Genomic DNA, 25,894 nt, shown 5'->3' with positions numbered 1-25,894 from the left:
CAAGCCAGAGGGCCAGTCAGTGTCCGAAGTCCCGGCTCGGGGTGTGATCTTGATCTGCAAGAAAACACCCCGAAATGGACATTCAGTCCTGGGAGCGGTACTCCTCCAGGAGACGTCGGCCCACGATCATCTTCTGGATCTCGGCGGTTCCTTCGCCGATCAGGAGCATCGGCGCCTCTCGGTAGAGCCGCTCGATCTCGTATTCCTTGCTGAAACCGTACCCGCCGTGGATGCGGAACGAGTCCTCCACGACCTCCTTGCAGTACTCCGAGGCGAGATATTTCGCCATTCCGGCCTCCAGGTCATTGCGTTGACCCGAGTCCTTCTTGCGGGCGGCTCCCACCATCAGCGCGTGTGCCGCCTCGACCTTTGTGGCCATCTCGGCCAGCTTGAACTGAATGGCCTGGTGCTGGGCGATCGGCTTTCCGAAGGTGTGGCGCTGCTGGGCGTAGTCGATGCCGAGTTCAAAGGCACGCTGTGCGACGCCGCAGCCACGCGCGGCGACATTCACCCGGCCGACCTCGACGCCGTCCATCATCTGGTAAAAACCCCGGCCCGTGTTTCCGCCGAGTACGCGATCGGCCGGAACGCGCAGTTCATCCATGATCAGTTCGGTGGTGTCGACGCCCTTGTAGCCCATCTTGTCGATCTTCCCCGGAATGGTGAGGCCGGGCCTGACCTCGCCGAATCCCGGTGTCTTCGCCACCAGGAATGTGGTCATCGACTTGTGCGGTGCCGTTCCCTCGGGGTGCCCCTCGTCCGTTCTGCACAGGACCGCGACCAGGGTGGACGAGCCGCCGTTGGTCAGCCACATCTTCTGGCCGGTGAGCAGGAAGTCGCCGGAGCCGTCCGGCGCGCGTACGCCCGTGGACGAGATGGCCGAGACATCCGAGCCGAGTGCGGGTTCCGACATGGAGAAGGCGCCGCGTATCTCGCCCGTCGCCATCTTCGGCAGGAAATGATCCTTCTGTTCCGGTGTTCCGTGCTGTTGGAGCATGTAGGCGACGATGAAGTGCGTGTTGATGATGCCCGACACGCTCATCCAGCCGCGCGCGATCTCCTCGACGCACAGAGCGTAGGTGAGCAGTGACTCACCGAGACCGCCGTACTCCTCCGGGATCATCAATCCGAAGATCCCCAAATCCTTGAGTCCCTCGACGATCTCGGTCGGGTACTCGTCCTTGTGCTCAAGTTCCGTGGCGACGGGGAGGATCTCCTTGTCGACGAAACTCCGCACCGTCGCGAGTATTTCCCGCTGGATCTCCGTCAGGCCCTCGGTCTGTGCGAGCCGTCCCATCTCACTTCGCCCCCTTCGGCTCGGGCTCCCGAAGTACGGGGCGGCCCGGCTGTTCACCGCCGCGTTCCTTGATGTATGCCTCGGTCGGCACCATCACCTTGCGGCGGAAGACGCACACGAGCGTGCCGTCCTGCTTGTAACCCTTGGTCTCCACGTGCACGATTCCCCGGTCGTTCTTCGACTTCGACGGAACCTTGCCGAGCACCGTCGTCTCGCCGTAGAGCGTGTCGCCGTGAAAGGTCGGGGCCACGTGCCGGAGCGATTCGATCTCCAGATTGGCGATGGCCTTGCCTGAGACATCGGGCACGGACATGCCGAGCAGCAGCGAGTAGATGTAATTGCCCACCACGACGTTCTTCCCGAAGTCCGTCGTGGACTCCGCGTAGTTGGTGTCCATGTGCAGCGGGTGGTGGTTCATGGTGAGCAGGCAGAAGAGGTGGTCGTCGTACTCGGTGACCGTTTTGCCCGGCCAGTGCTTGTACACGTCCCCGACGGTGAACTCCTCGTAGGTACGGCCGAATTGCATCGCTCAGCCCTCCGGCGGTACGAAGGAGGTGGTGCGGCGCAGACCGGCGGCGCGGCCCTTGCCGGAGACCACGAGGGCCATCTTGCGGCTGGCTTCGTCGATCATCTCGTCCCCGAGCATGGCCGAGCCCTTCTTCCCGCCGGCCTCCGAGGTGTAGTGCTCGTACGCGTCCAGGATCAGCTCCGCGTGGTCGTAGTCCTCCTGGGAGGGCGAGAAGATCTCGTTCGACGCCTCGACCTGGCCCGGGTGCAGGACCCACTTGCCGTCGAAGCCGAGCGCCGCAGCGCGCCGGGCGACCTCGCGGTAGCCGTCCACGTTCTTGATCTGGAGGTAGGGCCCGTCGATCGCCTGGAGGTCGTGCGTGCGGGCCGCCATCAGGATCCGCATCAGGATGTAGTGGTAGGCGTCGGCCGGGTACCCCGGCGGCTGTTCGCCCACAACCAGGGACTTCATATTGATGGAGGCCATGAAGTCGGCGGGGCCGAAAATGATCGTCTCCAGGCGGGGCGAGGCGCCCGCGATGGCGTCGACGTTCACCAGGCCCTTGGCGTTCTCGATCTGTGCCTCGATGCCGATCGCGCCGGCCTCGAAGCCCATCGTCTTCTCGATCTGCGTGAGCAGCATGTCCAGCGCCTGCACCTGCTGCGCGTCCTGCACCTTCGGCAGCATGACGCAGTCCAGATTCGGGCCCGCGCCCTCCACCACCGTGATCACGTCGCGGTAGGTCCACTCCGTGGTCCAGTCGTTGACGCGTACGACGCGCGTCTTGCCCGTCCAGTCGCCCTCGTTGAGGAACTTCACGATGGTGTGCCGCGCCTCCGGCTTGGCCAGCGGGGCGCACGCGTCCTCCAGGTCGAGGAAGACCTGGTCGGCGGGGAGGCCCTGCGCCTTCTCCAGGAACCGCGGGTTGCTGCCGGGCACGGCCAGACACGAGCGGCGGGGGCGGGATGCGCGCGGCTGGTTGACGGTGCTCACTGAGTGACCTCCAGGGGGTCGAGCCGATCGAGCTTGTGGGATGTCCGGATCTCGTCGACGATACGGCCGATGATCTCCGTGATGCCGAAGTCCTTCGGGGTGAAGACCGCGGCGACTCCGGCGTCGCGCAGGGCCCGCGCGTCCGCCGACGGAATGATGCCCCCGACGATGACGGGCAGGTCGGTTACCCCCGCCTCGTGGAGCCTGTCGAGTACGTCGGGCACCAACTCGGCGTGCGAGCCGGAGAGTATGGACAGGCCCACGCAGTGCACGTCCTCGGCGACAGCCGCCGCGACGATCTCCTCGGGCGTGAGCCTGATGCCCTGGTAGATCACCTCGAAGCCCGCGTCACGGGCCCGTACGGCGATCTGTTCGGCGCCGTTGCTGTGGCCGTCCAGGCCGGGCTTGCCGACCAGCAGCCGCAGCTTCCCGACGCCCATGTCCTCAGCGGTGCGGTCCACCTTGTGCCGTACGGAGGCCAGCAGCGAGCCCTCCTCGGCCGTCACGGCGACGGGCGCGCCGCCCACCCCCGTCGGGGCCCGGAACTCGCCGAAGACCTCGCGCAGCGCGCCCGCCCACTCCCCGGTGGTGACCCCGGCGCGCGCGCAGTCCAGGGTGGCCTCCATCAGATTGGTGTCCGTGCCCGCAGCCTCGCGCAGGGAGGCCAGGGCCTGTGCGGCGCTCGGGTACAGGCCGGGCTCGCGGGTGCCCTCGCGCCAGAACGGCTCGTCACGCGTCTCGCGCCAGCGCCGTACGGCCTCGACGGCGTCGGCCTCGCCCGCGGGATCGACCGTCATGATCGCGGTGTCCAGGTCGGCCGTGAGCGGGCTGGGTTCGGTCGTCTCGTAGCAGTTGACGCCGACGATCCGCTCCTCGCCCGACTCGATACGGGCGCGGCGCTCGGCGTGCGAGGAGACCAGCTGCGACTTGAGGTAGCCGGACTCGACGGCCGCCATCGCGCCCCCCATCTCCTCGATCCGGCCCATCTCGGTCAGGCTCTCCTTGACCAGCGTGTCCACCTTCGTCTCGATCACCTGTGACCCCGCGAAGATGTCCTCGTACTCCAGCAGATCGCTCTCGTGCGCGAGGACCTGCTGGATACGGAGCGACCACTGCTGGTCCCAGGGCCGGGGCAGGCCCAGTGCCTCGTTCCAGGCGGGGAGCTGCACGGCGCGGGCGCGCGCGTCCTTGGAGAGGGTGACGGCCAGCATCTCCAGCACGATGCGCTGGACGTTGTTCTCCGGCTGCGCCTCGGTCAGGCCGAGCGAGTTGACCTGCACGCCGTAGCGGAAGCGGCGCTGCTTGGGGTCGGTGATGCCGTACCGCTCGGATGTGACCTTGTCCCAGATACGGGTGAACGCCCGCATCTTGCACATCTCCTCGACGAAGCGCACGCCCGCGTTCACGAAGAACGAGATCCGCGCGACCACCCGTCCGAACTCCTCCGGTGGCACCTGCCCGCTGTCCCGTACGGCGTCCAGCACGGCGACGGCGGTGGCCATCGCGTACGAGATCTCCTGCACGGGCGTCGCGCCGGCCTCCTGGAGGTGGTAGCTGCAGATGTTGACCGGATTCCACTTGGGGATGTGCGCGACCGTGTACGCGATCATGTCCGTCGTCAGCCGCAGCGAGGGAACCGGCGGGAAGACATGCGTCCCGCGTGAGAGGTACTCCTTGACGATGTCGTTCTGCGTCGTCCCCTGGAGCTGCGAGACATCGGCGCCCTGCTCCTCCGCGACAACCTGGTAGAGCGCCAGCAGCCACATGGCGGTGGCGTTGATGGTCATCGAGGTGTTCATCCGGTCCAGCGGAATGCCGTCGAACAGCCGCCGCATGTCCCCGAGATGGGAGACCGGCACCCCGACCCGGCCGACCTCGCCGCGTGCGAGGACGTGATCGGGGTCGTAGCCCGTCTGCGTCGGCAGATCGAAGGCGACCGACAGACCTGTCTGCCCTTTGGCGAGATTGTTCCGGTAGAGCGCGTTGGACGCCTCGGCCGTCGAGTGCCCTGCGTACGTCCGCATCAGCCAGGGGCGGTCTTTCCGCGTCATCTCAGATGTTCCTGAAGCGCTGGATGGCATCGATGTGCTGCTCGCGCTTCGCGTGGTCGCGGACGCCGAGTCCCTCCTCGGGGGAGAGCGCGAGCACGCCGACCTTGCCCTGGTGGAGATTGCGGTGCACGTCGTAGGCGGCCTGGCCGGTCTCTTCCAGGTGGTACGTCTTCGAGAGGGTGGGGTGGATCTTGCCCTTGGCTATCAGCCTGTTGGCCTCCCACGCCTCGCGGTAGTTGGCGAAGTGCGAGCCGACGATCCGCTTGAGCGACATCCACAGGTAGCGGTTGTCGTAGCTGTGCTCGTAGCCCGAGGTGGAGGCGCAGGTGACGATCGTGCCGCCCTTGCGCGTGACGTAGACGGAGGCGCCGAAGGTCTCGCGGCCGGGGTGCTCGAAGACGATGTCCACGTCTTCGCCGCCGGTCAGCTCCCGGATGCGCTTGCCGAAGCGCTTCCACTCCTTGGGGTCCTGATGGTGCTCGTCCTTCCAGAACCTGTAGTCCTCGGCCTTACGGTCGATGATCGCCTCAGCGCCCATCTTCCGGCAGATCTCGGCCTTGTCCTCGCTGGAGACCACACAGATCGGGTTGGCACCGCCCGCGAGCGCGAACTGCGTCGCGTACGAGCCCAGTCCGCCGCTCGCGCCCCAGACCAGCACGTTGTCGCCCTGCTTCATGCCGGCGCCGTTACGGGAGACGAGCTGGCGGTAGGCGGTGGAGTTGACCAGCCCGGGGGAGGCGGCCTCCTCCCAGGTGAGGTGCCCCGGCTTGGGCATCAGCTGGTTGGACTTCACCAGCGCGATCTCCGCCAGGCCGCCGAAGTTGGTCTCGAAACCCCAGATCCGCTGCTCGGGGTCGAGCATCGTGTCGTTGTGCCCGTCGGCCGACTCCAGCTCGACGGACAGGCAGTGCGCGACGACCTCGTCGCCCGGCTTCCACGAGTTGACCCCGGCGCCCGTACGCAGCACGACGCCGGACAGGTCGGAGCCGATGACGTGGTACGGCAGGTCGTGCCGCTTGGTGAGCGGCGAGAGACGGCCGTAGCGCTCCAGGAAGCCGAAGGTGGACATCGGTTCGAAGATCGAGGTCCATACGGAGTTGTAGTTGACCGAGGAGGCCATCACGGCCACCAGGGCCTCGCCGGGGCCGAGTTCGGGCACCGGGACATCGTCCAGGTGCAGCGACTTGCGCGGGTCCTTGTCCCTGCTCTCGAGCCCCGCGAACATCTCGGTCTCGTCCTTGCGGACGGTCACGGCGCGGTACGACTCAGGGACGGGGAGGGCTGCGAAGTCCTCCGGCGAGGTGTCGGACGCGAGGATCGCGTCGAGTATCTGGTTCACGGATTGCCTCCGGCGAAGCGCGGTGTGAAGGGAACTCCCCGGCCTTCGGCCGAGAGGTGCCCCATGGGAGGTCGTCGGTGGTGAGGCAGTGCCGTCGGTTCGGCGGGGTGCTCTGTGGCGCGGGTGTGCGCGGGTGCCCTGTGACGGGGGCACGGCCCGGGCAGCGCGGAGTTGACCGCGGGGACAGCGCCCGGACTGAATTCACGGTATGACACCCAGTGCCAGCGCACAAGACACCGCGTGCCTTGAATTCTCACTTGTCGTGGTGCCGTCTCATATGAGCGATGATCGATCAGCGAGCGGGTGCGGACGCCCCGCGAGCCCTCAAGTGGCAAGCGCGGAAAGGGAACTCGGGAGGGAACGGGCCTGGCGGCCCAGGCCGGGGCGTGACAATGCCGTCGCCGCCGGGAGGCGCGGGCGAGCAGCGCAGGATGGTCGCCGGCGGGCGTACGGCGGGGCCCAATGGCCCCGGGCCAACGGTCACGGGGCGACGGTCACGGATCATGCGCCGGGACCGCGGGTCAGGGGCAGACGTCAGGGGCAGGGTGTGCCGGGGCCCGAGGTTGCGGGGGCCCGAGGTTGCCGGGGGAGGGGCAGGGCTGGGTGTGCGTGGGTCAGTCGCCGGCCAGTGCCTGTTCGATCGTGGCCATGATTTCGCCGAGCGGTGCGTCCGTCCTGGCCACCGTGACCAGGACCTCATCCGTGCGCCTGACCGAGGCGGTCGGCTGCTCGGAGGCGGGCCGGTTGGCGCCGAAGCCCGTGCCGAACGTACGGCGCACGATCGCGAAGGCATGATCCAACTGCGCCTCCACGTCCCCGACTCCGCCCCCGCGCAGCCAGCGCCGCAGCACGTGGTTGTGGGCGGTGACGACGGCGGAAGCGGCGACCTCGGCGAGCAGCGGGTCGTCATCGCCGTCCCGGTGGGCCTCCTCGTCGAAGTGGCCCAGGAGGTAGCGCGTGAAGAGCCGCTCGTACCGTGCGACGGAGGCGATCTCCCGCTCCCGCAGTGCCGGTACCTCGCGCGTCAGCTTGTAGCGCTCGACGCTGCCCTTGGGCGAGGCGGCGTACATCTTCATGACTTCCTTGATGCCGCGGCACACGGTGTCGAGCGGGTTCTCGTGCGGCGGCGCCGCCTCCAGGACGGCCTGGGCGCGTACGAGCGTGTCGTCGTGGTCGGGGAAGATCGCTTCTTCCTTGGAGCGGAAGTGGCGGAAGAACGTGCGCCTGGCCACGCCCGCCGTCGCCGCGATCTCATCGACCGTCGTCGCCTCGTAACCCTTTGTCGCGAACAGCTCCATCGCCGCCGCGGCCAACTCACGGCGCACCTTGAGGCGCTGGGTGGCTGCACCGTTCGCACGAGAGGCAGTCGTACGGGAGTTCTTCGCGGGCTCTGGCATGTGGGGAACGTTACATGCTGTGACGGGTTCGGTGGGCGGGCTGCTCCCCGGAGGCTCAAGCAGCCCGCCCCACCCCCCGAAGCCGCCTGTCACCGGCCTGCGTACTCGCGGAAACCGCGTCCCGTCTTCCTGCCGAGGCACCCCGCTGCGACCAGGTGTTCCAGCAGCGGCGCAGGTGCCAGGCCCGGGTCGCGGAACTCCTGGTGCAGCACGCGCTCGATCGCCAGCGAGACGTCCAGGCCCACCACGTCCAGCAGCTCGAACGGGCCCATCGGATAGCCGCCGCCGAGCTTCATCGCCGCGTCGATGTCGTCCAGCGTCGCGTAGTGCTCCTGGACCATCTTCACGGCGTTGTTGAGGTAGGGGAAAAGCAGCGCGTTCACGATGAACCCCGCACGGTCGCCGCAGTCCACGGGGTGCTTGCGTATACGTGTGCAGACCTCGCGGACGGTGGCGTGCGCATCGGGGGCCGTGAGCACCGTCGTCACGACCTCGACCAGCTTCATCGCGGGCGCCGGGTTGAAGAAGTGCATGCCGACCACGTCATGGGGACGCGAGGTCGCGCGGGCGCAGGCGATGACCGGCAGCGAGGAGGTCGTGGTGGCCAGCACGGCGCCGTCCTTGCAGACCTTGTCCAGGGTGCCGAACAGCTCCCGCTTGACGTCCAGTTCCTCGGCCACCGCCTCCACGGCGAGGTCCACTCCGGCGAGCGCGTCGAGCGTCCCCGCGGGGGTGATGCGGGCCAGCGCGGCGTCACGGTCCTGCGCCGTCATCCGGCCCTTCTTGACCGAGCGCTCCAGCGACCCCGCGATCTTCGCCTTCGCCGCCTCGGCCTTCTCCTCGCTGCGCGCTGCCAGCACCGTGGGGTACCCCGCCTTGGCGAAGACCTCCGCGATGCCGCCGGCCATCGTGCCGGAGCCCGCGACGCCGACCGAGGCGACCGCACGGCCGGCGGGCGCTGCCGACGCGGGGTCGGGGGTGAGGGCGTCGGCGACCACGGTGGCGCTGCCCGGTGCCTCGTAGGTGTAGAAGCCGCGCCCCGACTTGCGCCCGGTCAGGCCGGCTTCGGCCAGCTGGCGCAGGACGGGGGCCGGCGCGTGCAGCCGGTCCTGGGACTGCGCGTACATCGCGTCGAGCACCGTACGCGCCGTGTCGACGCCGATCAGGTCGAGCAGCGCGAGCGGGCCCATCGGCAGCCCGCAGCCCAGCTTCATGGCCGCGTCGATGTCCTCGCGGGTGGCGTAGCGGGCCTCGTACATCGCCGCCGCCTGGTTGAGGTAGCCGAACAGCAGTCCGTCGGCGACGAATCCGGGCCGGTCGCCGACCGCGATGGGGTCCTTGCCCAGATCGTGCGCGAGCGCGGTCACGGCGGCGACCGTCTCGGGCGAGGTGAGCACGGAGGAGACGATCTCGACGAGTTTCATCGCGGGGGCGGGATTGAAGAAGTGCAGCCCGACAACGCGTTCGGGCCGGTCGGAGTCGGCGGCAAGCCGGGTGACCGACAGCGCGTTGGTGCCCGTGGCGAGGATGGTCCCTGGCCTGACGACCGTGTCGAGGACCGCGAAGACCTGGCACTTGGTGTCGTAGTCCTCGGGCACGACCTCGATGACGAGATCGGCTTCGGCAGCCGCCGCGAGGTCGGAGTGGACGCTGAACCGCGCGAGCACGTCCCGCCGTTCGCTCTCTGTCATCTTCTCGCGGCTCACGGCGCGGGCCGTCGATGTCTCCAGCGAGGTAAGGGCCAGCCGCGAGGCTGCTTCGTTCGTGTCAATGCCGATGACCTGACGCCCGGCGCGGGCGAGAATGTCTGCGATGCCGCTGCCCATCGTGCCGAGGCCGACAACGGCGATGGTGCGCAGGCGAGTACGGTCCATCACGGGACTCCAGAGGGTGTGACACAGGCCCCTGAACGGGGCTCGGCTGATGAGGGTGAGGGTTCTGTGCACTACTGGGCGCACGGGCGTACGCACGCACATGGCAGGGGAGTTACGGAACATGCCCCGGCGATCGGCCCTGTCCCCGGGCCGAGCCGCGACTGCGATGCTCACTACCGAACCGACTGCACTCTCGGCGGCTGCGTCACCAGGCCGCCTGAGCGGGGGTACCGCTCTGATGAGCACCGTAACTCGTGGGTAATCAGAAGGCCAGGGGTAGGAGCACTTCCAGAGCTGTGGCACACAGCACGTAAGGGGGATCCGGAGTGGGCGACGTGTCGTTTCATGCGCTGATCGACCGTGTGCGGCCCGAGGCCGATCCTGTCGAGTACGCACGCCTCGTCACGCTGGCGAGGCAGCGCGGTCCTGACGCACGCGACCAGCTCGCCTCCGTTCTCGTGGAGACCGAACGGCCGTTGTGGGCACGCGAGATCGCGGCCTTCGCACTCGGCAGCGCGGGCGACAGGCGGGCCTTCGAGACGCTGGTGTTCCTGCTGAACTACCGCGACCCCGTGTGCTGCGCCAGCGCGGCCCGCGCGTTAGAGCTGCTGCGCGACCCCCGTACGGCGAGGGCGGCAGCCGCGCTGGCCACCAACGAACTGCGCACCGCCTACGCGCTCCACCCCGTACGCCTGCTCACGGCGCTGCGCGCGCCCGAGTCCGTGCCGACGCTGATCAACGTACTCCAGCGGCTCCTGATCGGACCGCTGCACTACTGGCCGATCGCCGAGGCGTGCGTACAGGGGCTCGGCGCGCTGGGCGACAAGAGAGCGATCGCCGTACTGGACGCGGCGGCCGAGCACCACAGGCTCTCCCCGGCGGCGAAGGCGGCGCGGGCACGGATACCTGGTTAGGCCGATGCCCGGTGAGGCCGGATGCCCGGTGGGGTCGGTCGCCGGTGAGGCCGGATGCCGGTCGGTGCGGGACCGGGTCAGTGCGGAAACCGGCTCAGTACGGTGCTCCCTGTGCGCGGTTCAGCCGAGTGCGCGCGCATAGCGCACATCCGGCAGGGAGGCGCCCGCGATCACGAAGGTGTGGGTGACCCCGTCCGGCGCGAAGCCGGCCTTCTCGTAGAAGCGGCGAGCCCTGTGGTTGTCCCCGAGCACCCACAGCGTCAGCCGGGGGTGTCCGCGCCGTTCGGCGACGACGAGTGCCGCCTCCATGAGAGCGCGGCCTGTGCCGGTGCCGATCCGGTCGGGGCGCACGTAGAGCGCGTACAACTCCCCGTCCTCGCCCGGCAGTCCCGGGCCTTTCGGCGGGCCCTCCTCCTCGCGCTGCGGGCCGACGGCGGCCCAGCCCGTGATGCTGCCGTCCTCCTCCTCGGCGACGAGGTTGTCGAGGAAGGCGCGGCTCGTGGAGAAGAAGCCCCGGCGCTCGGCCGCGTCCTTCTCGGGTGTCATCGCGTCGAGATGGTGCTGCGGCACCAGGCCCGCGTACTGCCAGCCGCGCACACGGACCTCCGAAACCGCGTCGATGTCGTCCTCGGTCATCTCCCGTACTCGCATGGACAAGAGAGTGACACCCCGTGACCGTGCCCGCACCGCATTTCTCCTCCGGCCCGGTGCGATACCTGACACAGGATGTCCGGTTGGGGCGCGAGGCTGTGCCTATGACGACGGATTCGAAGAGAACGACGAGCTGGGACGGATTCCGTGCGGCGGAGCCCGAGTTCGCGGCGCGGGTGGAGCGGCGCTTCGGGCTGCACAAGCACCACGTGCTGGCGACCCTGCGCGCCGACGGGGCGCCGAGGCTCACGGGGCTCGAAGTGGACTTCCGCGGCGGGGAGATGTGGCTCGGGATGATGCCGGGCTCGCGCAAGGCGCTCGACCTGCGGCGCGATCCCCGTTTCTCGATGCACGCCAACCCCGGTTCCGGCGCGGAGATGGAGGAGGGTGACGCGCGGGTGTCGGGGCGCGCGAGCGAGGTGAAGGACCCCGCGGAGATCGCGCGCTGGGCAGCGGGTGCGGAGGAAGGAGCCGTTCCCGAGGTCTTCCACCTCTTCCGCGTCGAGGTGACGGAGGTCGTACTGGTCTCCATCGAGATGCCGGACATCGTCTTCCGCACCTGGAAGCCGGGCCACGCCCTGCGCACCCTGCGCCGCGGGAACGAGGACGCGCCCCCGCGCGAGGACGGCGTGGCGCCTTCGGGCGAGGGCGAACCGGCCGGGCCCGCTGAGGGCGCGGCCTGAAGGCTCGGCCCGAAGGCGGGGCCCCGCATCCTGTGGCGCGGCCTGAACGGTCCCGCAGCGGGGCGTCAGTCCGTGCTGGGCAGGAGTGCGAACGCCTCGACCTCCATGAGGAGTTCGGGCCTGACCAGCGAGACGACCTGTACGGCGGTGCCGGCCGGCGGGTGCCCGGTGTCGATGTGCGCGTCCCGCGCGGTGCGCAGCGCGGGCATGACCGCGAGGTCGGTGACGAAGAAGGTGAGCTTCACCACGTCGGCGAAGGTGGCGCCCGCCGCCTCCAGGCAGCGCGCGAGGTTCGCGAACACCTGCCGCGCCTGTGCGTCCGGGTCACCGACGCCGACGACCTCGCCGTCAGCGTCGAGCGCGATCTGTCCGGATATGGCCGCGAACTTGCCCTCGCCCTGGACGACATGGCTGTAGCCGTTGCCGGGAGCGAGACCGTCGGGGGTGGGGATGTGGGTGAGCGATGACATGCCGCGCATGGTCTCAGAGCAGCGTGAGCTGTGTGCCCCGCGGGCTGTCGCTCTCCTCGTCCTCCGTGAGTACGGGCGCCGGCGGTTCGATACGGCGGGCCGCACCGGAGGAGGAGGGGCCGAGCCCGTACTCGGCCGCCAGTTCGTGCACCTGCCGGGTGATGCGCCGCTGGTACCAGGTGGGCGCGTACGGGCCGTTGGAGTACAGCGCCTCGTAGTGCCGTACCAGGTGCGGATGGTGGGTGCCGAGCCAGCTCATGAACCACTCGCGCGCGCCGGGACGCAGGTGCAGCGCGAGCGGGGTGACCGAGGTGGCCCCGGCGGCGGCGATGGCCCGCACGGTGGTGCGCAGCTGTGCCGGTGAGTCGCCGAGGAACGGGATCACGGGCGCCATCAGCACCCCGCACGGGATGCCGTGCTCGGCCAGTACCCGTACGACGTCCAGGCGGCGCTCAGGCGCCGGTGTGCCCGGCTCGACGGTGCGCCACAGCTCCTCGTCGGTGAAGCCGACCGAGACGGAGACCCCGACGTCGGTCACGGCGGCGGCCGAGCGCAGCAGGTCCAGGTCGCGCAGGATCAGCGTTCCCTTGGTGAGGATGGAGAAGGGGTTGGCGTAGTCGCGCAGCGCCGTGAGGATCCCCGGCATGAGCCGGTACCGGCCCTCCGCGCGCTGATAGCAGTCGACGTTGGTACCCATGGCGATGTGCTGGCCGCGCCAGCGCGGGCCGCTCAGCTCCTTGCGGATCAGCTCGGGCGCGTTGATCTTCACCACGATCTGGGAGTCGAAGTCCTCGCCGGTGTCCAGGTCGAGGTAGCTGTGGGTGCGGCGCGCGAAGCAGTAGACGCAGGCGTGGGTGCAGCCGCGGTACGGGTTCACGGTGTATTCGAACGGCATGCGCGAGGCCCCGGGCACCTTGTTCACCAGGGAGCGGGCCCTGACCTCGTGGAAGGTGATGCCCCTGAACTCGGGGGTGTCGAACGTCCTCGTCACGGCGGAGGTGCCGAAGAGCGCGGGAGCCGCCCTCGGTCCCTCGTCGCTCAGTTCTTCCCAGCGCATGCGGCCTCCTCGGTGGTGGTGTCGCTTCCCTCTGGCGGCACTGTCGCTCTCTCGCTCAGAATAGAACACCTGTTCCCCTGGGTGGTGTCAAGCCGGATTTTGGTGGCCGCCGCGATGGTGGTTGGCTGGGCGCCACGTCCGAATCGACTGGCGGGTGAGCCAGCCGGGCCCCAGCACAGGAGGAGTAATGGCGCAGGTCGAGGCGACCACCCAGCGGGAGATCGCAGCCGAGCCCGACGACGTGTTCGACGCGCTCGCGGACTACAACGAGACCCGGCCGAAGCTGCTCCCCGAGCACTTCAGCGAGTACGAGGTTCGTGAGGGCGGCGACGGCGAGGGCACCGTCGTGCACTGGAAGCTCCAGGCCACCAGCAAGCGCGTCCGCGACTGCCTGCTCGACGTGACCGAGCCGTCCGACGGGGAGCTGGTCGAAAAGGACCGGAATTCCTCGATGGTCACCACCTGGCGGGTCACCCCCGGCGGTGGCGAGAAGACGGCCCGGGTCACGGTGACGAGCGTGTGGAACGGCGCGGGCGGCGTCGGAGGCTTCTTCGAGCGCACCTTCGCGCCCAAGGGGCTCGCGCGCATCTACGACGAGATCCTCACGGCGCTGGCCGCCCGGACGGAGAAGTAGCGCCACGACCGACCGTGCCGGCGGCGGCGCACCCGGCGTGCCGCCGCCTGCCGGTCCGGTGTGCCGCGGCTCGTCGACCCGGTGTGCCGCCGCTCACCGTATCGAGTGGTTTTCCCGCCGCGTTGTCGTGCGCCGGTGGTACGCGCCTCGCGGTGAAAGCCCCTGTTCGGCCGCCCGACAGGCGCTCAGGAAGCCCGAGTTGGGTGCCTGTGAGGCCCGTTGCCGTGCCTCGCGTAACTTGAACGCGCTTGTCGTGCAATGCGAGAACTACTCCCCCGTAGACAGGTGGCAAGGGGAGTGCGATGGGCGGTATCGGCGGGGCGATCCTCGTCAGCAGGAGCGAAGAACACCCTGCGCCACGGGAGGGGGAGGGGCAGGGGCAGGAACTCCTGGCGCCCGCCTCGGTCGAGGTCACGCTGGAGATCCCGGGCCGCAGCGAGCCGCCCGAACCGGGCCACCTCGACCTGACACCCACTCAACTCCCGCCTGCGCTGGGCGAGTCCGTGCAGTCGCTGCCCGTCAGCGGCCACACGCGTGTCGCGGCCCCGCACGCGGCGGCCGGGTTCCCCGATGCGCCGGGCGGCGACCCGGCGCGCGGTGAACGGGCCGGCACCGACCGTACCGGCGACGACGTGCCGGGCAGCGAGCGCGCTTACGACGGCCGGGCGGACGACGGCTACCTGCTGGGCGATGACCGGGCGCCCGGAGATCCCGTGGACGGGACGCGTACGTTCGCTGACGCCGAGCAGGCCGAGCGGGCAGAACAGCCGCCTCCGCTGAGTCCGCGCCGTCTGCGGCTGGTCCTCGGCGCACTGGTGCTCGCGCTGCTGCTGGCCGCGCTCGAACAGACCATTGTGGCCACGGCACTTCCGAAGATCGTCGGCGATCTCCACGGGCTGCGGCAGATGTCGTGGGTGCTCACGGCCTACCTGCTCGCCGCCACCGTCGGGCTGCCCGTCTACGGCAAGCTCGGTGACCTCTTCGGCCGCAAGGGCCTCTTCCTCGTCGCCCTCGGCGTGTTCACGGCAGGCTCCGCGCTCGCCGGATGGGCGGGCTCCATGGAGCAGCTCATCGCCTGCCGTGCCGTCCAGGGCGCGGGCGCCGGCGGACTCCTGATCGGGGTGCAGGCGATCGTCGCCGACCTGGTGCCCGCCCGCGAACGCGGGCGCCGCATGGGCCTGATCGGCGCCGCGTTCGGCCTCGCGTCCGTAGCGGGACCGCTGCTGGGAGGCTGGTTCACGGACACGTACTCGTGGCGCTGGTGCTTCTGGTTCAACGTTCCTCCGGGGCTGCTGGCGCTGCTCGTCACGGCGTTCGTGCTCAAGCTGCCCAGGCCGCGCGTGCGGCCCCGGCTCGACGTGTTCGGCGCCCTGCTGATCGCGGTCTTCTCCACCTGTCTCGTTCTGCTGACCACATGGGGCGGTACGACCTACGCGTGGGACGACCGCGTCATCCTCAGCCTCGGCGCCGGCGCCGTCGTCAGCTGCACGCTCTTCCTCGTCGCCGAACGCCTCGCCCCCGAACCCGTGCTGCCCCTGCGGCTGTTCCGCGACTCCGTCTTCACCGTCTCCGGGCTGGTCGGGCTCGCCATCGGGGTCGCGCTGTTCGGCGCGGCCAGCTACTTGCCAGGCTTCCTTCAGATGGTCGAGGGCGTCAGCGCCACCACCTCAGGGCTGCTGATGCTGCCCCTCATGTGCGGTGTCGCCGTCGCCTCCACCCTCGCCGGGCAGCTCATCTCCCGTACGGGGCACTACAAGGTCTTCCCCGTCCTGGGCTGCGCCCTGGCGGCTGAGGGCATGTGGCTGCTCTCCAAGCTGGAGGCCGGCACCCCGCGTGAGGTCTTCGGCATCTGGTCGGCGATCCTCGGCCTCGGAATCGGCTTCGTGCTGCCCGTACTGGTCCTCGCCGTGCAGAACTCCGTGCGCCCCGCCGACCTCGGAGCCGCCACCAGCGCCAACATCTACTTCCGGCAGCTCGGCGGCAGCGTCGGCGCCGCGCTCTTCGGCACGCTCCTCGCACACCGGCTCGCCGACGCGTTCGCCCGTGAGCTGCCAGGAAACGCGCTCTCCGACCCCGGCTCCCTCACCCCCCAACTCGTGCGCGCGCTGCCCGAGTCGCTGCGTGCCGGCTACATCAGCGCCTACGTGGACGCGATGCCGCGGATCTACCTCTACCTCGTACCGGTGCTCGTCCTCGGGCTCCTGCTGGCCTTCTTCCTCAAGGAGAAACCTCTGGTGTCACACCACACCTCCGTGCCCCAGGCCCGTACGGCCGAACCCGATGCGCCCACGGGGGAGGGGGCCGCAGCGGAGCGCCCCGTGCCCACCATGGCGGGCATCCCCGTCTGCGGAACCGTCCGGCACCACGACGGCAGCATCGTCCCGCGCGCCGCGCTCACCCTCGTCGACACGGGAGGGCGGCAGATCGGACGCGGTGCCACGGGCGACGACGGCCGCTACGCACTGAGCACCCCTGGCGAGGGCTCGTACGTCCTCATCGCGGCGGCCGGCGGGCACCAGCCCCGCGCGGTCAGTGTCGTCGTCGGCGAACGCCCCGTCGACCTGGACGTCGTGCTGGGCGGCGCAGGTCGGCTCGCGGGCAGCGTCCTCACCGCCGACGGCAACCCAGTCAAGGACGCCGTGGTGACGCTCACCGACGTACGGGGCGAGGTCGTGGCCACCACCCGCAGCGGGCGCGAGGGCGGCTATGTGATCACCGAGCTGGTCGCGGGCGAGTACACCCTCGCCGCCAGTGCGCCCGTCTACCGGCCCGCGGCGCTGCCGGTGTCCGTGCAGGCGTCCCGGGAGACACGGCAGGACATCGAACTCGCGGGCGGAGCCGTGCTGCGCGGCACCGTACGGGCCACGGGCGGAAGGCCCGTCGAGGATGCGCGGGTGACCCTGCTGGACGCCGCGGGGAACGTCGTGGACACCGCGACCACGGCGGCCGACGGCGTCTTCCGCTTCGTCGACCTGGCCTCGGGTGAGTACACCGTCGTGGCCGCCGGATATCCGCCGGTCGCCACCGTGCTCCAGATCGCTGGGGGAGGGCGTACGGAGCGCGACGTGCAACTGGGGCACGAGGACTGAGTGCTCCGGTGTTCCACCGGCGCACCACCCGTTCGTGCGAGGGCACCCTTCCGGCGGGCGCACAGCCCTACCGTGGACCCTGGCCGCTCACGGCGGCCGGGGACCGGCCATCGCCGGGAGGGAGGACTGGTTCCATGGACAGCGCGCCGGACGCCGACCGCGGGGAAGGCATCCTCGTCGCCGTACGGGGATGTGTACCCTCCGCCGCTGTCGCCGTCGACGGGCACGGCGTCATCGGACACTGGAGCCCGGGAGCCCGCGCCCTCTTCGGATACCGCGCCAGGGAAGCTGTCGGCGCATCGGCGGCCGAACTCCTCCCCGTTGCCGGCGCGTTGAACGCGGCGGCCAGGAGCGGCGACCACCACTGGCTCGACGGCGCCGGCGACCTCGCGGGCGCGGGACACGTCATGGCGGGGCGGGCACGTGTGCCGGGCCCCGGCGCCGTGCGTGGCGACGTCCTCTGGTGGGCCTACCCGCTCGCGGCTCCCGCGCCCTTCCGGCTGCTGGTCCTCGCCACGGACGCGGCACGCCTCCAGCGCCGCCGCAGCTTGCGCGGCACCCGGGTCGCGCCCGGTTTCGGCCCGCACCGCTGGTTCCCCGAGGCGGCCGAACTCGCCGCGCGGCTGCCCCTGATGCTGGGCGGCCGGAGCGGGGAGGCGGGTGAGCGTGTCGCGCCGCGGGTGCTGGAGCTGGGCTGTCCCGTGCTGGAAGTGACCCGGATGGCCTCGCTCCCCGTCTCCCCCTCGCCGGTGCCGGGCGGCGAACTGCCGCTGTGCCGTTGACGGGAGAGGCACAGCACCGTCGGTACAACTCCCGCCGTACCGTGCCGTCGGCACAACTCCGGCCGGGGCAAGGGACACCCGGCTGGGCCGCCGGTGGCCAGGGCCGTGCGGCCGGCGACGTGCCACGGACACAGACCGGAGGAAAGGGCAGGTCAGCGGGGTCTGTGGAGAACTCCCTCACCCGCTGGAGTGGAAAGCAGAGGTGTGGACCAGTGGAGTTATCCACAGGGGTGTCGTGGCGTTTGGCGACCGCGTAACGTTCCGGACATGAAGATCCTCATCAGCGCCGACATGGAGGGCGCCACGGGAGTCACCTGGCCCGCCGACGTGCTCCCCGGCACGCCCCAGTGGGAGCGCTGCCGCGCGATGTTCACCTCGGACGTGGACGCCGCCGTCAGGGGCTTCTTCGAAGGAGGCGCCGATGAGGTGCTCATCAACGAAGCGCACTGGAGCATGCGGAATCTCCTGCTGGAGAAGCTCGACGAGCGCTGCGAGATGCTCACCGGCAAACACAAGGAGCTCTCCATGGTCGAGGGCGCCCAGCACGGTGACGTCGACGGGATCGCCTACGTCGGCTATCACGCGGGCGCCGGTACCGAGGGCGTCCTCGCGCACACCTTTCTCGCCAACCAGCTCACGGGCGTGTGGGCCGACGGCGTGCGGGCCAGCGAGGGGTACCTGAACACGCTGGTGGTCGCCGAGTACGGCGTGCCCGTTGTGCTGGTCACGGGAGACGACCGCGCGGTCGAGGACTCCCGGGGATACGCCCCGGACGCCAAGGGCGTCGCCGTCAAGGACTACGTCTCGCGGTACGCTGCGGTCTGCCGTCCGCCCGCGCGCACGGCCAGGGAGATCAGGGCAGCGGCGCGGGAAGCCACACCACTGGCGGTGCGGCACACCCCGCAGGCGCCCGAACCGCACACCATCGAGATCGAGTTCGATGCCGAGCACCTCGTTGGCGCGGCCACAGTGATCCCCGGCGTCGAGCGCACAGGCGAGCGCAGGGTGGGCTTCACCCAGCCCTCCGCCTATGCGGCCTACCGCTGTTTCAAGGCCGTGACCACCGTCGTCTCCTCGGCAGTGGAGGAGCAGTATGGCTGACCAGGCACATCTGGACGAGAAGGTGTTCGACGAGGTGGTGACGACCACCTCGGAGCTCATCCGCATCGACACCACCAACAGGGGCGGCGGAGACGGATACGAGCGACCTGCGGCCGAGTACGTCGCGGCCGGCCTCGCCGAGGCGGGGATCGAGCCCCACCTGCTGGAGAAGGCGCCGGGCCGCACCAATGTCGTCGCCCGGATCGAGGGCATGGACCCCAGCGCAGGGGCGCTGCTCGTGCACGGACATCTGGACGTGGTGCCCGCCGAACCCGCCGACTGGACCGTGCACCCCTTCTCCGGCGAGATCAGGGACGGCGTCGTCTGGGGCCGGGGCGCCATCGACATGAAGAACGCCGACGCGATGGTCCTCACCCTCGTGCGCGCCTGGGCCAGGGCCGGGGTGCGCCCGCCGCGCGACATCGTGCTCGCCTTCACGGCAGACGAGGAAGACAGCGCGGAGTTCGGCTCGGACCATCTCGTCGAGCGGCACGCCGAGTTGTTCGAGGGATGCACCGAGGGGATCAGCGAGTCCGGCGCCTTCACCTTCCACGCGGGCGACGGGCTGCGGCTCTACCCCGTGGCCGCGGGGGAGCGGGGCACGGCCTGGCTCAAGCTGACCGCGCACGGAAAGGCGGGCCACGGCTCGAAGGTCAACCACGCCAATGCCGTCGGCCGGCTCGCGGCGGCCGTCCAGCGCATCAGCGAACACCGGTGGCCCGTCAGGCTCACCCCCACCGTGAGGGCCGCGCTCGTCCGCCTCGCCGAGGTGCACGGACTCCCGCCGCTCGCGCCCGACGCGCGGGACGAAGAGGTGGACGCCCTCCTGGCCAGGCTCGGCCCCGCAGCCGCGCTCATCGAGCCGACGGTGCGCAACAGCGCCAACCCGACGATGCTGGACGCGGGTTACAAGATCAATGTGATCCCCGGCACCGCCACGGCCGGGGTCGACGGGCGGATGCTGTCCGGCGCCGAGGAGGAGTTCCACGCGACCATGGACAGGCTGACGGGCCCCGACGTGGAGTGGGACTTCCAGCACCGTGAGGTCCCCGTCCAGGCTCCCGTCGACTCCCCGCTGTTCGCCGCGATGAGCGAGGCGCTGGGCCACTTCGACCCCGGCGCCCACGTCGTGCCGTACTGCATGTCGGGGGGCACGGACGCCAAGCAGTTCTCGCGGCTCGGCATCAAGGGATACGGCTTCTCGCCGCTGAAGCTCCCCGAAGGCTTCGACTACCAGGCGCTGTTCCACGGCGTGGACGAGCGGGTGCCCGTTGACGCCCTGCACTTCGGCGTCCGCGTCCTGGACCGCACCCTGCGCTCCGACCCGGCAGCGCCGGGCTCTCCCACCCGCCCCGTCCCGTCAGGAGGCTGACGCCAGATGACCAAGCAGGCTCCCTACGGCACCTGGCCCTCACCCATCGACGCCCGGCTCGTGGCCGCGCACGACGGGCGGCCCGAGTTCCTGGGCGCGGTCGGCGGCGAGCTGTGGTGGACCGAGCCGCGCCCCGAGGAGGGCGGACGCCGCGCGCTGATGCGGCTCGCCGCCGACGGACGCGGCCCGGCGGCCTCGGTGCTGCCCCCGCCGTGGAACGTACGCAACCGCGTCATCGAGTACGGCGGTCTTCCCTGGGCCGGCACGCCGCGTGGCGAGGACGGACCGCTGATCGTCTTCACCGACTTCGCCGACCAGCGCCTCTACGCCGTCGAGCCCGACGCGCCGGACGGCGCGGCGCCCAGAGCCCTGACCCCGCTGTCCACCGTCACCGACGGGGGGCTGCGCTGGTGCGACCCCGTGATCGTGCCGGAGCTGGACGAAGTGTGGTGCGTGCTGGAGGAGTTCACGGGGGAGGGCCCCACGGAGTTGCGCCGCCTACTGGCAGCCGTGCCGCTGGACGGCTCGGCGGCGCGTGACCGTGCGCGGGTGCGCGAGCTGACCGGGGACACCGACCGCTTTCTGACCGGGCCGCGCCTCTCGCCCGACGGGCAGCGCCTCGCCTGGATCGCGTGGGACCACCCGGCGATGCCGTGGGACGGCACCCGCGTCAGGACGGCGCGCGTCACGGAGGAGGGCACGCTCACCGGTCTGCGCGAGGTCGCTGGCGGGGCCGCCGAGTCGGTGGTGCAGGCCGAGTGGGCCTATGACGGCTCCCTGTTGATCGCCTCGGACGCCAGTGGCTGGTGGAACCTTCAGCGGATCGATGTCGCCGCTGCCGAGCGCGGCGAGGATGTGCGGGCCGTACCGCTGTGCCCGCGTGAGGAGGAATTCGCCGCCGGGATCTGGAAGATCGGTCAGCGCTGGTTCGCGCCGCTGCCGAACGGTCTCGTGGCGACCCTGCACGGGCGCGGGGCCCAGACGCTGGGCGTTCTGGACCCGGAGACCGGCGAGCTGGTGGACACGGCGGGACCGTGGACCGAGTGGGCCGCCTCGCTCGCGGTCATCGACAGCCGCGTGACCGGGGTCGCAGCCAGCCCCCGTTCCTCGTCCGAGATCGTGGAGCTGGACACCAGGACCGGGCACACCCTGGTGCTGGCCTCACGGCACGAGGACCATGTCGACCCGGCCTACTACCCCGAGCCGCAGATTCGCACGTTCACGGGGCCCGACGGGCGGGAGATCCACGCGCACATCTATCCGCCGCACCACCCGGAGTACACGGCGCCCGACGGCGAACTGCCCCCGTATGCCGTGTGGGTGCACGGCGGGCCCACCAGCAGGGCGCCGCTCGTGCTCGACCTGGAGATCGCCTACTTCACCTCGCGTGGCATCGGTGTCGCCGAGGTCAACTACGGCGGCTCGACGGGGTACGGCAGGGAGTACCGCAACCGGCTGCGCGAGCAGTGGGGCGTCGTGGATGTGGAGGACTGCGCAGCCGTGGCCCGCACGCTCGCCGAGGAGGGCACGGCCGACCCCGCCAGGCTCGCCATCCGAGGCGGCAGCGCGGGCGGCTGGACGAGCGCTGCCTCGCTGACCTCGCCGGCGGCGGAGGGGGTGTACGCGTGCGGCACCATCTCCTACCCCATCCTCGACCTGGAGGGCTGGGCGCTGGGCGAGACGCACGACTTCGAGTCGCACTATCTGGAGTCGCTGGTCGGCCCGCTGGCCGAGACGCGGGCGCGGTACCGCGAGCGCTCACCGCTGCACGGAGCGCACCGGGTGACCGTACCGTTCCTGCTGCTGCAGGGGCTGGACGACGTGATCTGCCCGCCCGTCCAGTGCGAACGCTTCCTGGAAGAGGTCCAGGGCCGGGGCGTTCCGCACGCCTACCTCGCCTTCGAGGGTGAGGGACACGGGTTCCGGCGCGCGGACAGCATCGTGCGCGCTGTGGAGTCCGAACTCTCCCTGTACACCCAGACTTTCGGCCTCGTGAGGGACGACATCCCCAGTGTGGAGCTGAGCAAGTGACCGTGCCGCCGCTGCCCGAAGGGGAGCCCGCGCCCACGCTCGCCGACCCGCACATGCTGCTGGAGGGCTACCTCGACCACTACCGCCGCACGCTGGTACGCAAGGCCGGTGAGCTGTCCGAGCAGCAGCTCCGCTCCAGCGCGCTGCCCTCGGGCTGGACGCCGCTGGAGCTGATCCGACACCTCACGTATGTCGAACGGCGCTGGCTGCGCTGGGGGTTCATGGCCGAGGCGGTGCCCGACCCCTGGGGCGACAGGGGCCCGGACGACCGCTGGCATGTGCCCGAGGGGCTCAGCAGCGAGCGGGTGCTCGCCGAGTTCGAGGAGCAGTGCGCGCGCTCCCGCGAGATCTCGTCATCGGCGGAGCCGGCCCAACGGGCGCGAGTGGGAGGGCGGTTCACGACGGAGAAGGAGGCACCCACCCTCGCCTGGATCCTGTTCCATCTGCTCCAGGAGTACGCGCGGCATGTGGGGCACCTGGATGTCGTGGTGGAGCTGGCGGCCGGTCGCACGGGAGAGTGAGCGGGCGCCGGGCGGCGGCCCGTGCCCGCGGGTGCCGTGCGGGCGGGGGCGGTACGGAGGTCCAGGGCTCCGGTCCGGGCCGTCCGCCCACGTCCCGGTCCGGGCCGTCTGGCCCAGGTCCCGGTGGGCCGCCTGGCCCCGGTGGTGGCCCAGGCCATCCGGCGCGGGTCTCGTGCGGGGCTTACAGGTCGGCGATGTCCGCGAGGACGCGGGCCTGGCGCATCAGGTCGATGCTGCGCGTGAGGTCCTCGTCCTCGACCACGCTCCACAGCGTGTACTCGACGTGCCGCGCCACCGACCAGGCCCGCACGCGGCCCGGGTCCTCGCCGAGCGCGTCGGCGACCAGTGCCGTGCGGTTCCGTAGCACGTGGTGCGGGTCGGGGTGCGCGAACGGGTCGTCGACCTGCTCGATCAGCGGCCAGGGGTCGAAAGCGGGGTCGCCTGTCATCGGCTTCGGGTCGATGGTCAGCCATGGCTCCCGGTGCGCGGCGAGAAGGTTGCCCGGGTTGAAGTCGCCGTGCACGACGACCTCGCGCCGTGCGGTGCGCGGGAGTTCACGCAGCAGCGAGGAGCCCAGCCGGAAGAGCCCCGTGTCCAGTTCGGCGGGCCACTGGCGGGCGGCGCGTTCGTCGGCGAGGTCGGCCCACTCCGAGGCGATGGCGGCGACCGTGTCCATACCGGCGGCGTGCGCCTCGGCGAGGTCCGCCTCCCACAGCCGGCGCAGCGCACCGGCCGCGAGGAGGAGCCGTTCCTCGGCCGGGACGTCCGTGGCCCGGCCCAGTTCGGTGCCCGGCTCGCAGCGTTCGATCAGCAGCGCGTAGAGCCCCGGGTCGTCCTCGTACAGCCGTACGGCGCCGCGCCCCTGCCACAGCCGGAGCGCCGCGCCCTCGGTACGGGCCTCGGGGTGGGGCCAGGTCAGTTTGAGTACGGCGCGGGTGCCGTCGGGGCGTTCGGCGGGCGCGGCCCAGGAGCAGCTGCCGCCGTGGAAGGGCACGCCGAGGCGCAGTTCCCAGCGCTCCCGCACCTTCTCGACCAGGGCGGGCAGCCCCGCGAGCCATTCGCGTCCGCTGTCGGTGCGTGCCATGTCGTTCATGACGGGGAGCGTCGGCGGGAACAGCTCGGTCGCGGTGCGCTTGGTCGCGGTGGGTTCGGTCGGGGTGCGCTCGGTCACGGTGCGGGATCCTCACATCCGTACGGCGGGCCCCGGCGCCGGGCCGGACGGGGAGCCCTCGGAAACCTTCACCGTACGGGGGCGGGTCCACGCACGCCCTCCGTTTTTCCGGGCGCTCAGCCGCCGTGCGGGGCGCTGTCGTTGCGGGGTGTGCCCTGGTCAGGGGCGCCCTTGTGGGGCGTGCCCCGTCGCGGGGTGCCCTGGTGGGCGCCGATGGCGGGCGGGTCGGGGACCGGGTCGCCGAAGTAGTCACGGCCGCCGTCGTCGGGCACGGGTGTCCCGGCGCCCAGCGCGGGTGACCCGGCGCGCAGCCTGAGGTCCCCGGGTGAGCGCGGTGCGGGGCCGCCGGCGAAGAGCGGATCGCCGTGCACGGCAGCCGTGTCGCCTGCCGGGGCCTGGGGGATGCGCGTATAGAGGTTGTGGTCGAAGGCGCTGGGGGTTTTGGCGATGGGGGAGCCGCCGGGGGCGCCCGCGAAGACGTTGTTGCGGAACGTCACGCCGCCGGGGCCGTTGCCGTTGACCATGGGTGTGCCCTCGACCGTGGTGCTGAGGGTGTTGTTGTGCACCAGCGTGTTGGTCGTAGGGCCGCAGACGACGGAGATCACGCCGTACGGGGCGGTGCGGTTCTGGTCGTCGACGCTCATGTTGTAGCGGATGGTGTTGCTGTCCGAGGTCATTCCCTCGCCGTTGCACAGCAGCAGGAAGCCGCCCTCGTTGTCGTGGCTGTAGTTGTACTGGAAGACGTTGCGGTTGTTGCCGCCGTCGATGTCGAACGCCTGCGAGTCGCGGGTGCCGTGGCTTCCGGTCACCTCGTTGAACTGGGTCACCACGTCGTCGGAGTTCCAGGACCACACCCCGGCGTTGTAGCCCTGCGAGCGCCGGTTGAAGCCGTCCACGAGGTTGTGTTCGACCAGCGCGCCGACGCTGTTGTGCGTGACGATGCCGTCACCGCCCACGTCCCGCACCTCGTTGCCGCGCACGACGACATCGGTGAACGGTTCGAACGAGCGGCCAGGGCCCTTCGGGTGCTCGGCACGCTTTCCCCAGGAGGAGTTGGTGCCGATGCCCGTACGGTCCACGTGCGAGACGGTGCTGTTCTTGACGGTGATCCCGTCGAAGGCCGTCGGCTCGGCCTCGCCGCCGACGACGAACAGGACGCCGCCCGAGGGGTCGGGGTCCTTGAAGTCGGCGCCGTTGACGTCGCGTACGTCCACGTCGTCCACGACGTAGTGGTGGCCGGTTCCGAAGTCGGTGAGCCGCACCAGGATTCCCGCGCGCCGGTCCGTCGTGGTCGCGGGGCCCTTGTTGGAGACGGCGAGTCCGCGCAGCTCCCAGCCCTCGACGTTGTGCAGCAGCACGGCCGCGCGCGCTCCGCCGCCCGCGATCTCCGGCTTGGCGCCCGACCCGTAGGCACCGGCCAGCACCGGAGCCCGTTCCGTACCCGAACCCTTGGGCGCGAAGGTGCCCTCGCAGCGCGTTCCGCGCTTGAACCGCACGCTGTCCCCTGGCCGGTACGTCACGGAGGACGCCTTCTTCACCGTGCGCCACGGGCGGTTCGCGCCCGTACCCGGGGCGCTGTCCGAGCCGCGCTCGCAGTCGACGTAGTACGTCGTGCCACGGGTGCGGTCGCGATCGTGACCGTGACCGTGACCGTGACCGTGACCGCGCTCCTGGCCGTGGCCGGGAGAGGCCGCCGCGACGGCCGGGGTGAGTACCAGCGCCGCTGCCAGCACCGCCGTCGTCGCTGCCCCGCGCTTCGTCCGCCCGATGGTCCGGCCGATGGTCTGTCCGCCGATGGTCCGCCTGGTCATCCGCCTGGTCATCCGCGTGTCCTCCGGTGTGGGGCCGAGGCCGGTGCGGCACCAGCGTGCGGGGGAGGGGGCCGGGGCGGAAGGGACTTTCGCGCGCGGAGGCTTGGACGAACGTGCGGCGGACGTGCCGCGGTCCCGCCAGCCGGTA

21 protein-coding genes are annotated in these 25,894 nt (G+C 70.7%); 9 read left to right on the top strand and 12 right to left on the bottom strand.

Going from position 1 to position 25,894, the window contains the following annotated elements; translation table 11 throughout:
* Positions 1-82: 82 nt before the first annotated feature.
* The 7 genes from NMN56_RS12260 to NMN56_RS12230 form a co-directional block, all read right to left on the bottom strand.
* The gene (locus NMN56_RS12260) at positions 83-1,297 is read right to left on the bottom strand and encodes an acyl-CoA dehydrogenase family protein (RefSeq protein ID WP_274040066.1); all 1,215 of its coding nucleotides are present in this window, start codon (positions 1,295-1,297) and stop codon (positions 83-85) included.
* Between the two features lies 1 nt (position 1,298).
* Entirely contained in the window at positions 1,299-1,823 is a 525-nt protein-coding gene (locus NMN56_RS12255; protein ID WP_274040065.1) for a MaoC family dehydratase, read from the bottom strand.
* A gap of 3 nt (positions 1,824-1,826) precedes the next feature.
* Entirely contained in the window at positions 1,827-2,798 is a 972-nt protein-coding gene (locus NMN56_RS12250; RefSeq protein WP_274040064.1) for an HpcH/HpaI aldolase/citrate lyase family protein, read from the bottom strand.
* Positions 2,795-4,849 (bottom strand): protein meaA, encoded by a 2,055-nt coding sequence (locus NMN56_RS12245; RefSeq protein ID WP_274040063.1) that lies wholly within the window; start codon positions 4,847-4,849, stop codon positions 2,795-2,797. The genes NMN56_RS12250 and NMN56_RS12245 overlap by 4 nt, the downstream gene beginning before the upstream one ends.
* A gap of 1 nt (position 4,850) precedes the next feature.
* Complete coding sequence (gene ccrA, locus NMN56_RS12240) at positions 4,851-6,188, bottom strand: crotonyl-CoA carboxylase/reductase (protein WP_274040062.1); 1,338 nt, start codon at positions 6,186-6,188, stop codon at positions 4,851-4,853.
* Between the two features lie 614 nt (positions 6,189-6,802).
* Positions 6,803-7,585 (bottom strand): TetR family transcriptional regulator, encoded by a 783-nt coding sequence (locus NMN56_RS12235; protein WP_274040061.1) that lies wholly within the window; start codon positions 7,583-7,585, stop codon positions 6,803-6,805.
* Positions 7,586-7,674: 89 nt separating this feature from the next.
* Complete coding sequence (locus NMN56_RS12230; RefSeq protein ID WP_274040060.1) at positions 7,675-9,459, bottom strand: 3-hydroxyacyl-CoA dehydrogenase family protein; 1,785 nt, start codon at positions 9,457-9,459, stop codon at positions 7,675-7,677.
* 326 nt (positions 9,460-9,785) lie between these two features.
* Here NMN56_RS12230 and NMN56_RS12225 point away from each other — a divergent pair, with 326 nt between their 5' ends.
* A complete protein-coding gene (locus NMN56_RS12225) occupies positions 9,786-10,373 on the top strand; it encodes a HEAT repeat domain-containing protein (RefSeq protein WP_274040059.1) in 588 nt (195 codons plus the stop codon).
* A gap of 120 nt (positions 10,374-10,493) precedes the next feature.
* Here NMN56_RS12225 and NMN56_RS12220 read toward each other — a convergent pair whose 3' ends face one another.
* Positions 10,494-11,024, bottom strand: a complete 531-nt coding sequence (locus tag NMN56_RS12220; RefSeq protein ID WP_274040058.1) for a GNAT family N-acetyltransferase — start codon at positions 11,022-11,024, stop codon at positions 10,494-10,496.
* Between the two features lie 104 nt (positions 11,025-11,128).
* On the opposite strand from NMN56_RS12220, the gene NMN56_RS12215 reads away from it, so the two are divergent.
* Complete coding sequence (locus tag NMN56_RS12215; protein WP_274040057.1) at positions 11,129-11,707, top strand: pyridoxamine 5'-phosphate oxidase family protein; 579 nt, start codon at positions 11,129-11,131, stop codon at positions 11,705-11,707.
* A gap of 65 nt (positions 11,708-11,772) precedes the next feature.
* Here the strand turns inward: NMN56_RS12215 and NMN56_RS12210 are convergent, their stop codons facing one another.
* On the bottom strand, positions 11,773-12,177 hold the full coding sequence (locus tag NMN56_RS12210) for a RidA family protein (protein ID WP_274040056.1): 405 nt from the start codon (positions 12,175-12,177) through the stop codon (positions 11,773-11,775).
* A gap of 13 nt (positions 12,178-12,190) precedes the next feature.
* Positions 12,191-13,234 (bottom strand): Rv2578c family radical SAM protein, encoded by a 1,044-nt coding sequence (locus tag NMN56_RS12205; protein WP_274040055.1) that lies wholly within the window; start codon positions 13,232-13,234, stop codon positions 12,191-12,193.
* 187 nt (positions 13,235-13,421) lie between these two features.
* On the opposite strand from NMN56_RS12205, the gene NMN56_RS12200 reads away from it, so the two are divergent.
* From NMN56_RS12200 to NMN56_RS12170, 7 genes are all read left to right on the top strand, one after another.
* Positions 13,422-13,868 (top strand): SRPBCC family protein, encoded by a 447-nt coding sequence (locus NMN56_RS12200; RefSeq protein ID WP_274040054.1) that lies wholly within the window; start codon positions 13,422-13,424, stop codon positions 13,866-13,868.
* A gap of 302 nt (positions 13,869-14,170) precedes the next feature.
* Positions 14,171-16,957, top strand: a complete 2,787-nt coding sequence (locus tag NMN56_RS12195; RefSeq protein ID WP_274040053.1) for an MFS transporter — start codon at positions 14,171-14,173, stop codon at positions 16,955-16,957.
* Between the two features lie 134 nt (positions 16,958-17,091).
* A complete protein-coding gene (locus tag NMN56_RS12190) occupies positions 17,092-17,739 on the top strand; it encodes a nitrogen regulation protein NR(II) (RefSeq protein ID WP_274040052.1) in 648 nt (215 codons plus the stop codon).
* A gap of 267 nt (positions 17,740-18,006) precedes the next feature.
* Entirely contained in the window at positions 18,007-18,840 is an 834-nt protein-coding gene (locus tag NMN56_RS12185; RefSeq protein WP_274040051.1) for a M55 family metallopeptidase, read from the top strand.
* Positions 18,833-20,212: a M20/M25/M40 family metallo-hydrolase gene (locus NMN56_RS12180; protein WP_274040050.1), complete on the top strand. Its 1,380-nt coding sequence runs from the start codon at positions 18,833-18,835 to the stop codon at positions 20,210-20,212. The genes NMN56_RS12185 and NMN56_RS12180 overlap by 8 nt, the downstream gene beginning before the upstream one ends.
* 6 nt (positions 20,213-20,218) lie before the next feature.
* On the top strand, positions 20,219-22,243 hold the full coding sequence (locus tag NMN56_RS12175; protein WP_274040049.1) for a S9 family peptidase: 2,025 nt from the start codon (positions 20,219-20,221) through the stop codon (positions 22,241-22,243).
* Entirely contained in the window at positions 22,240-22,764 is a 525-nt protein-coding gene (locus NMN56_RS12170; RefSeq protein ID WP_274040048.1) for a DinB family protein, read from the top strand. Before NMN56_RS12175 ends, NMN56_RS12170 begins: the two co-directional genes overlap by 4 nt.
* Before the next feature lie 181 nt (positions 22,765-22,945).
* Here NMN56_RS12170 and NMN56_RS12165 read toward each other — a convergent pair whose 3' ends face one another.
* Positions 22,946-23,935 carry an aminoglycoside phosphotransferase family protein gene (locus NMN56_RS12165; RefSeq protein WP_274040047.1) on the bottom strand — a complete coding sequence of 330 codons (990 nt, stop codon included), beginning with the start codon at positions 23,933-23,935 and terminating at the stop codon, positions 22,946-22,948.
* Positions 23,936-24,051: 116 nt separating this feature from the next.
* The gene (locus tag NMN56_RS12160; RefSeq protein WP_274040046.1) at positions 24,052-25,758 is read right to left on the bottom strand and encodes a right-handed parallel beta-helix repeat-containing protein; all 1,707 of its coding nucleotides are present in this window, start codon (positions 25,756-25,758) and stop codon (positions 24,052-24,054) included.
* Between the last annotated feature and the right edge of the window lie 136 nt (positions 25,759-25,894).

The organism is Streptomyces iconiensis, assembly GCF_028657195.3.
Taxonomy (GTDB): Bacteria; Actinomycetota; Actinomycetes; order Streptomycetales; family Streptomycetaceae; genus Streptomyces; species Streptomyces iconiensis.
Note: the sequence above shows the minus strand (reverse complement) of the source record. Positions and strands in the feature narration are given on the sequence as shown.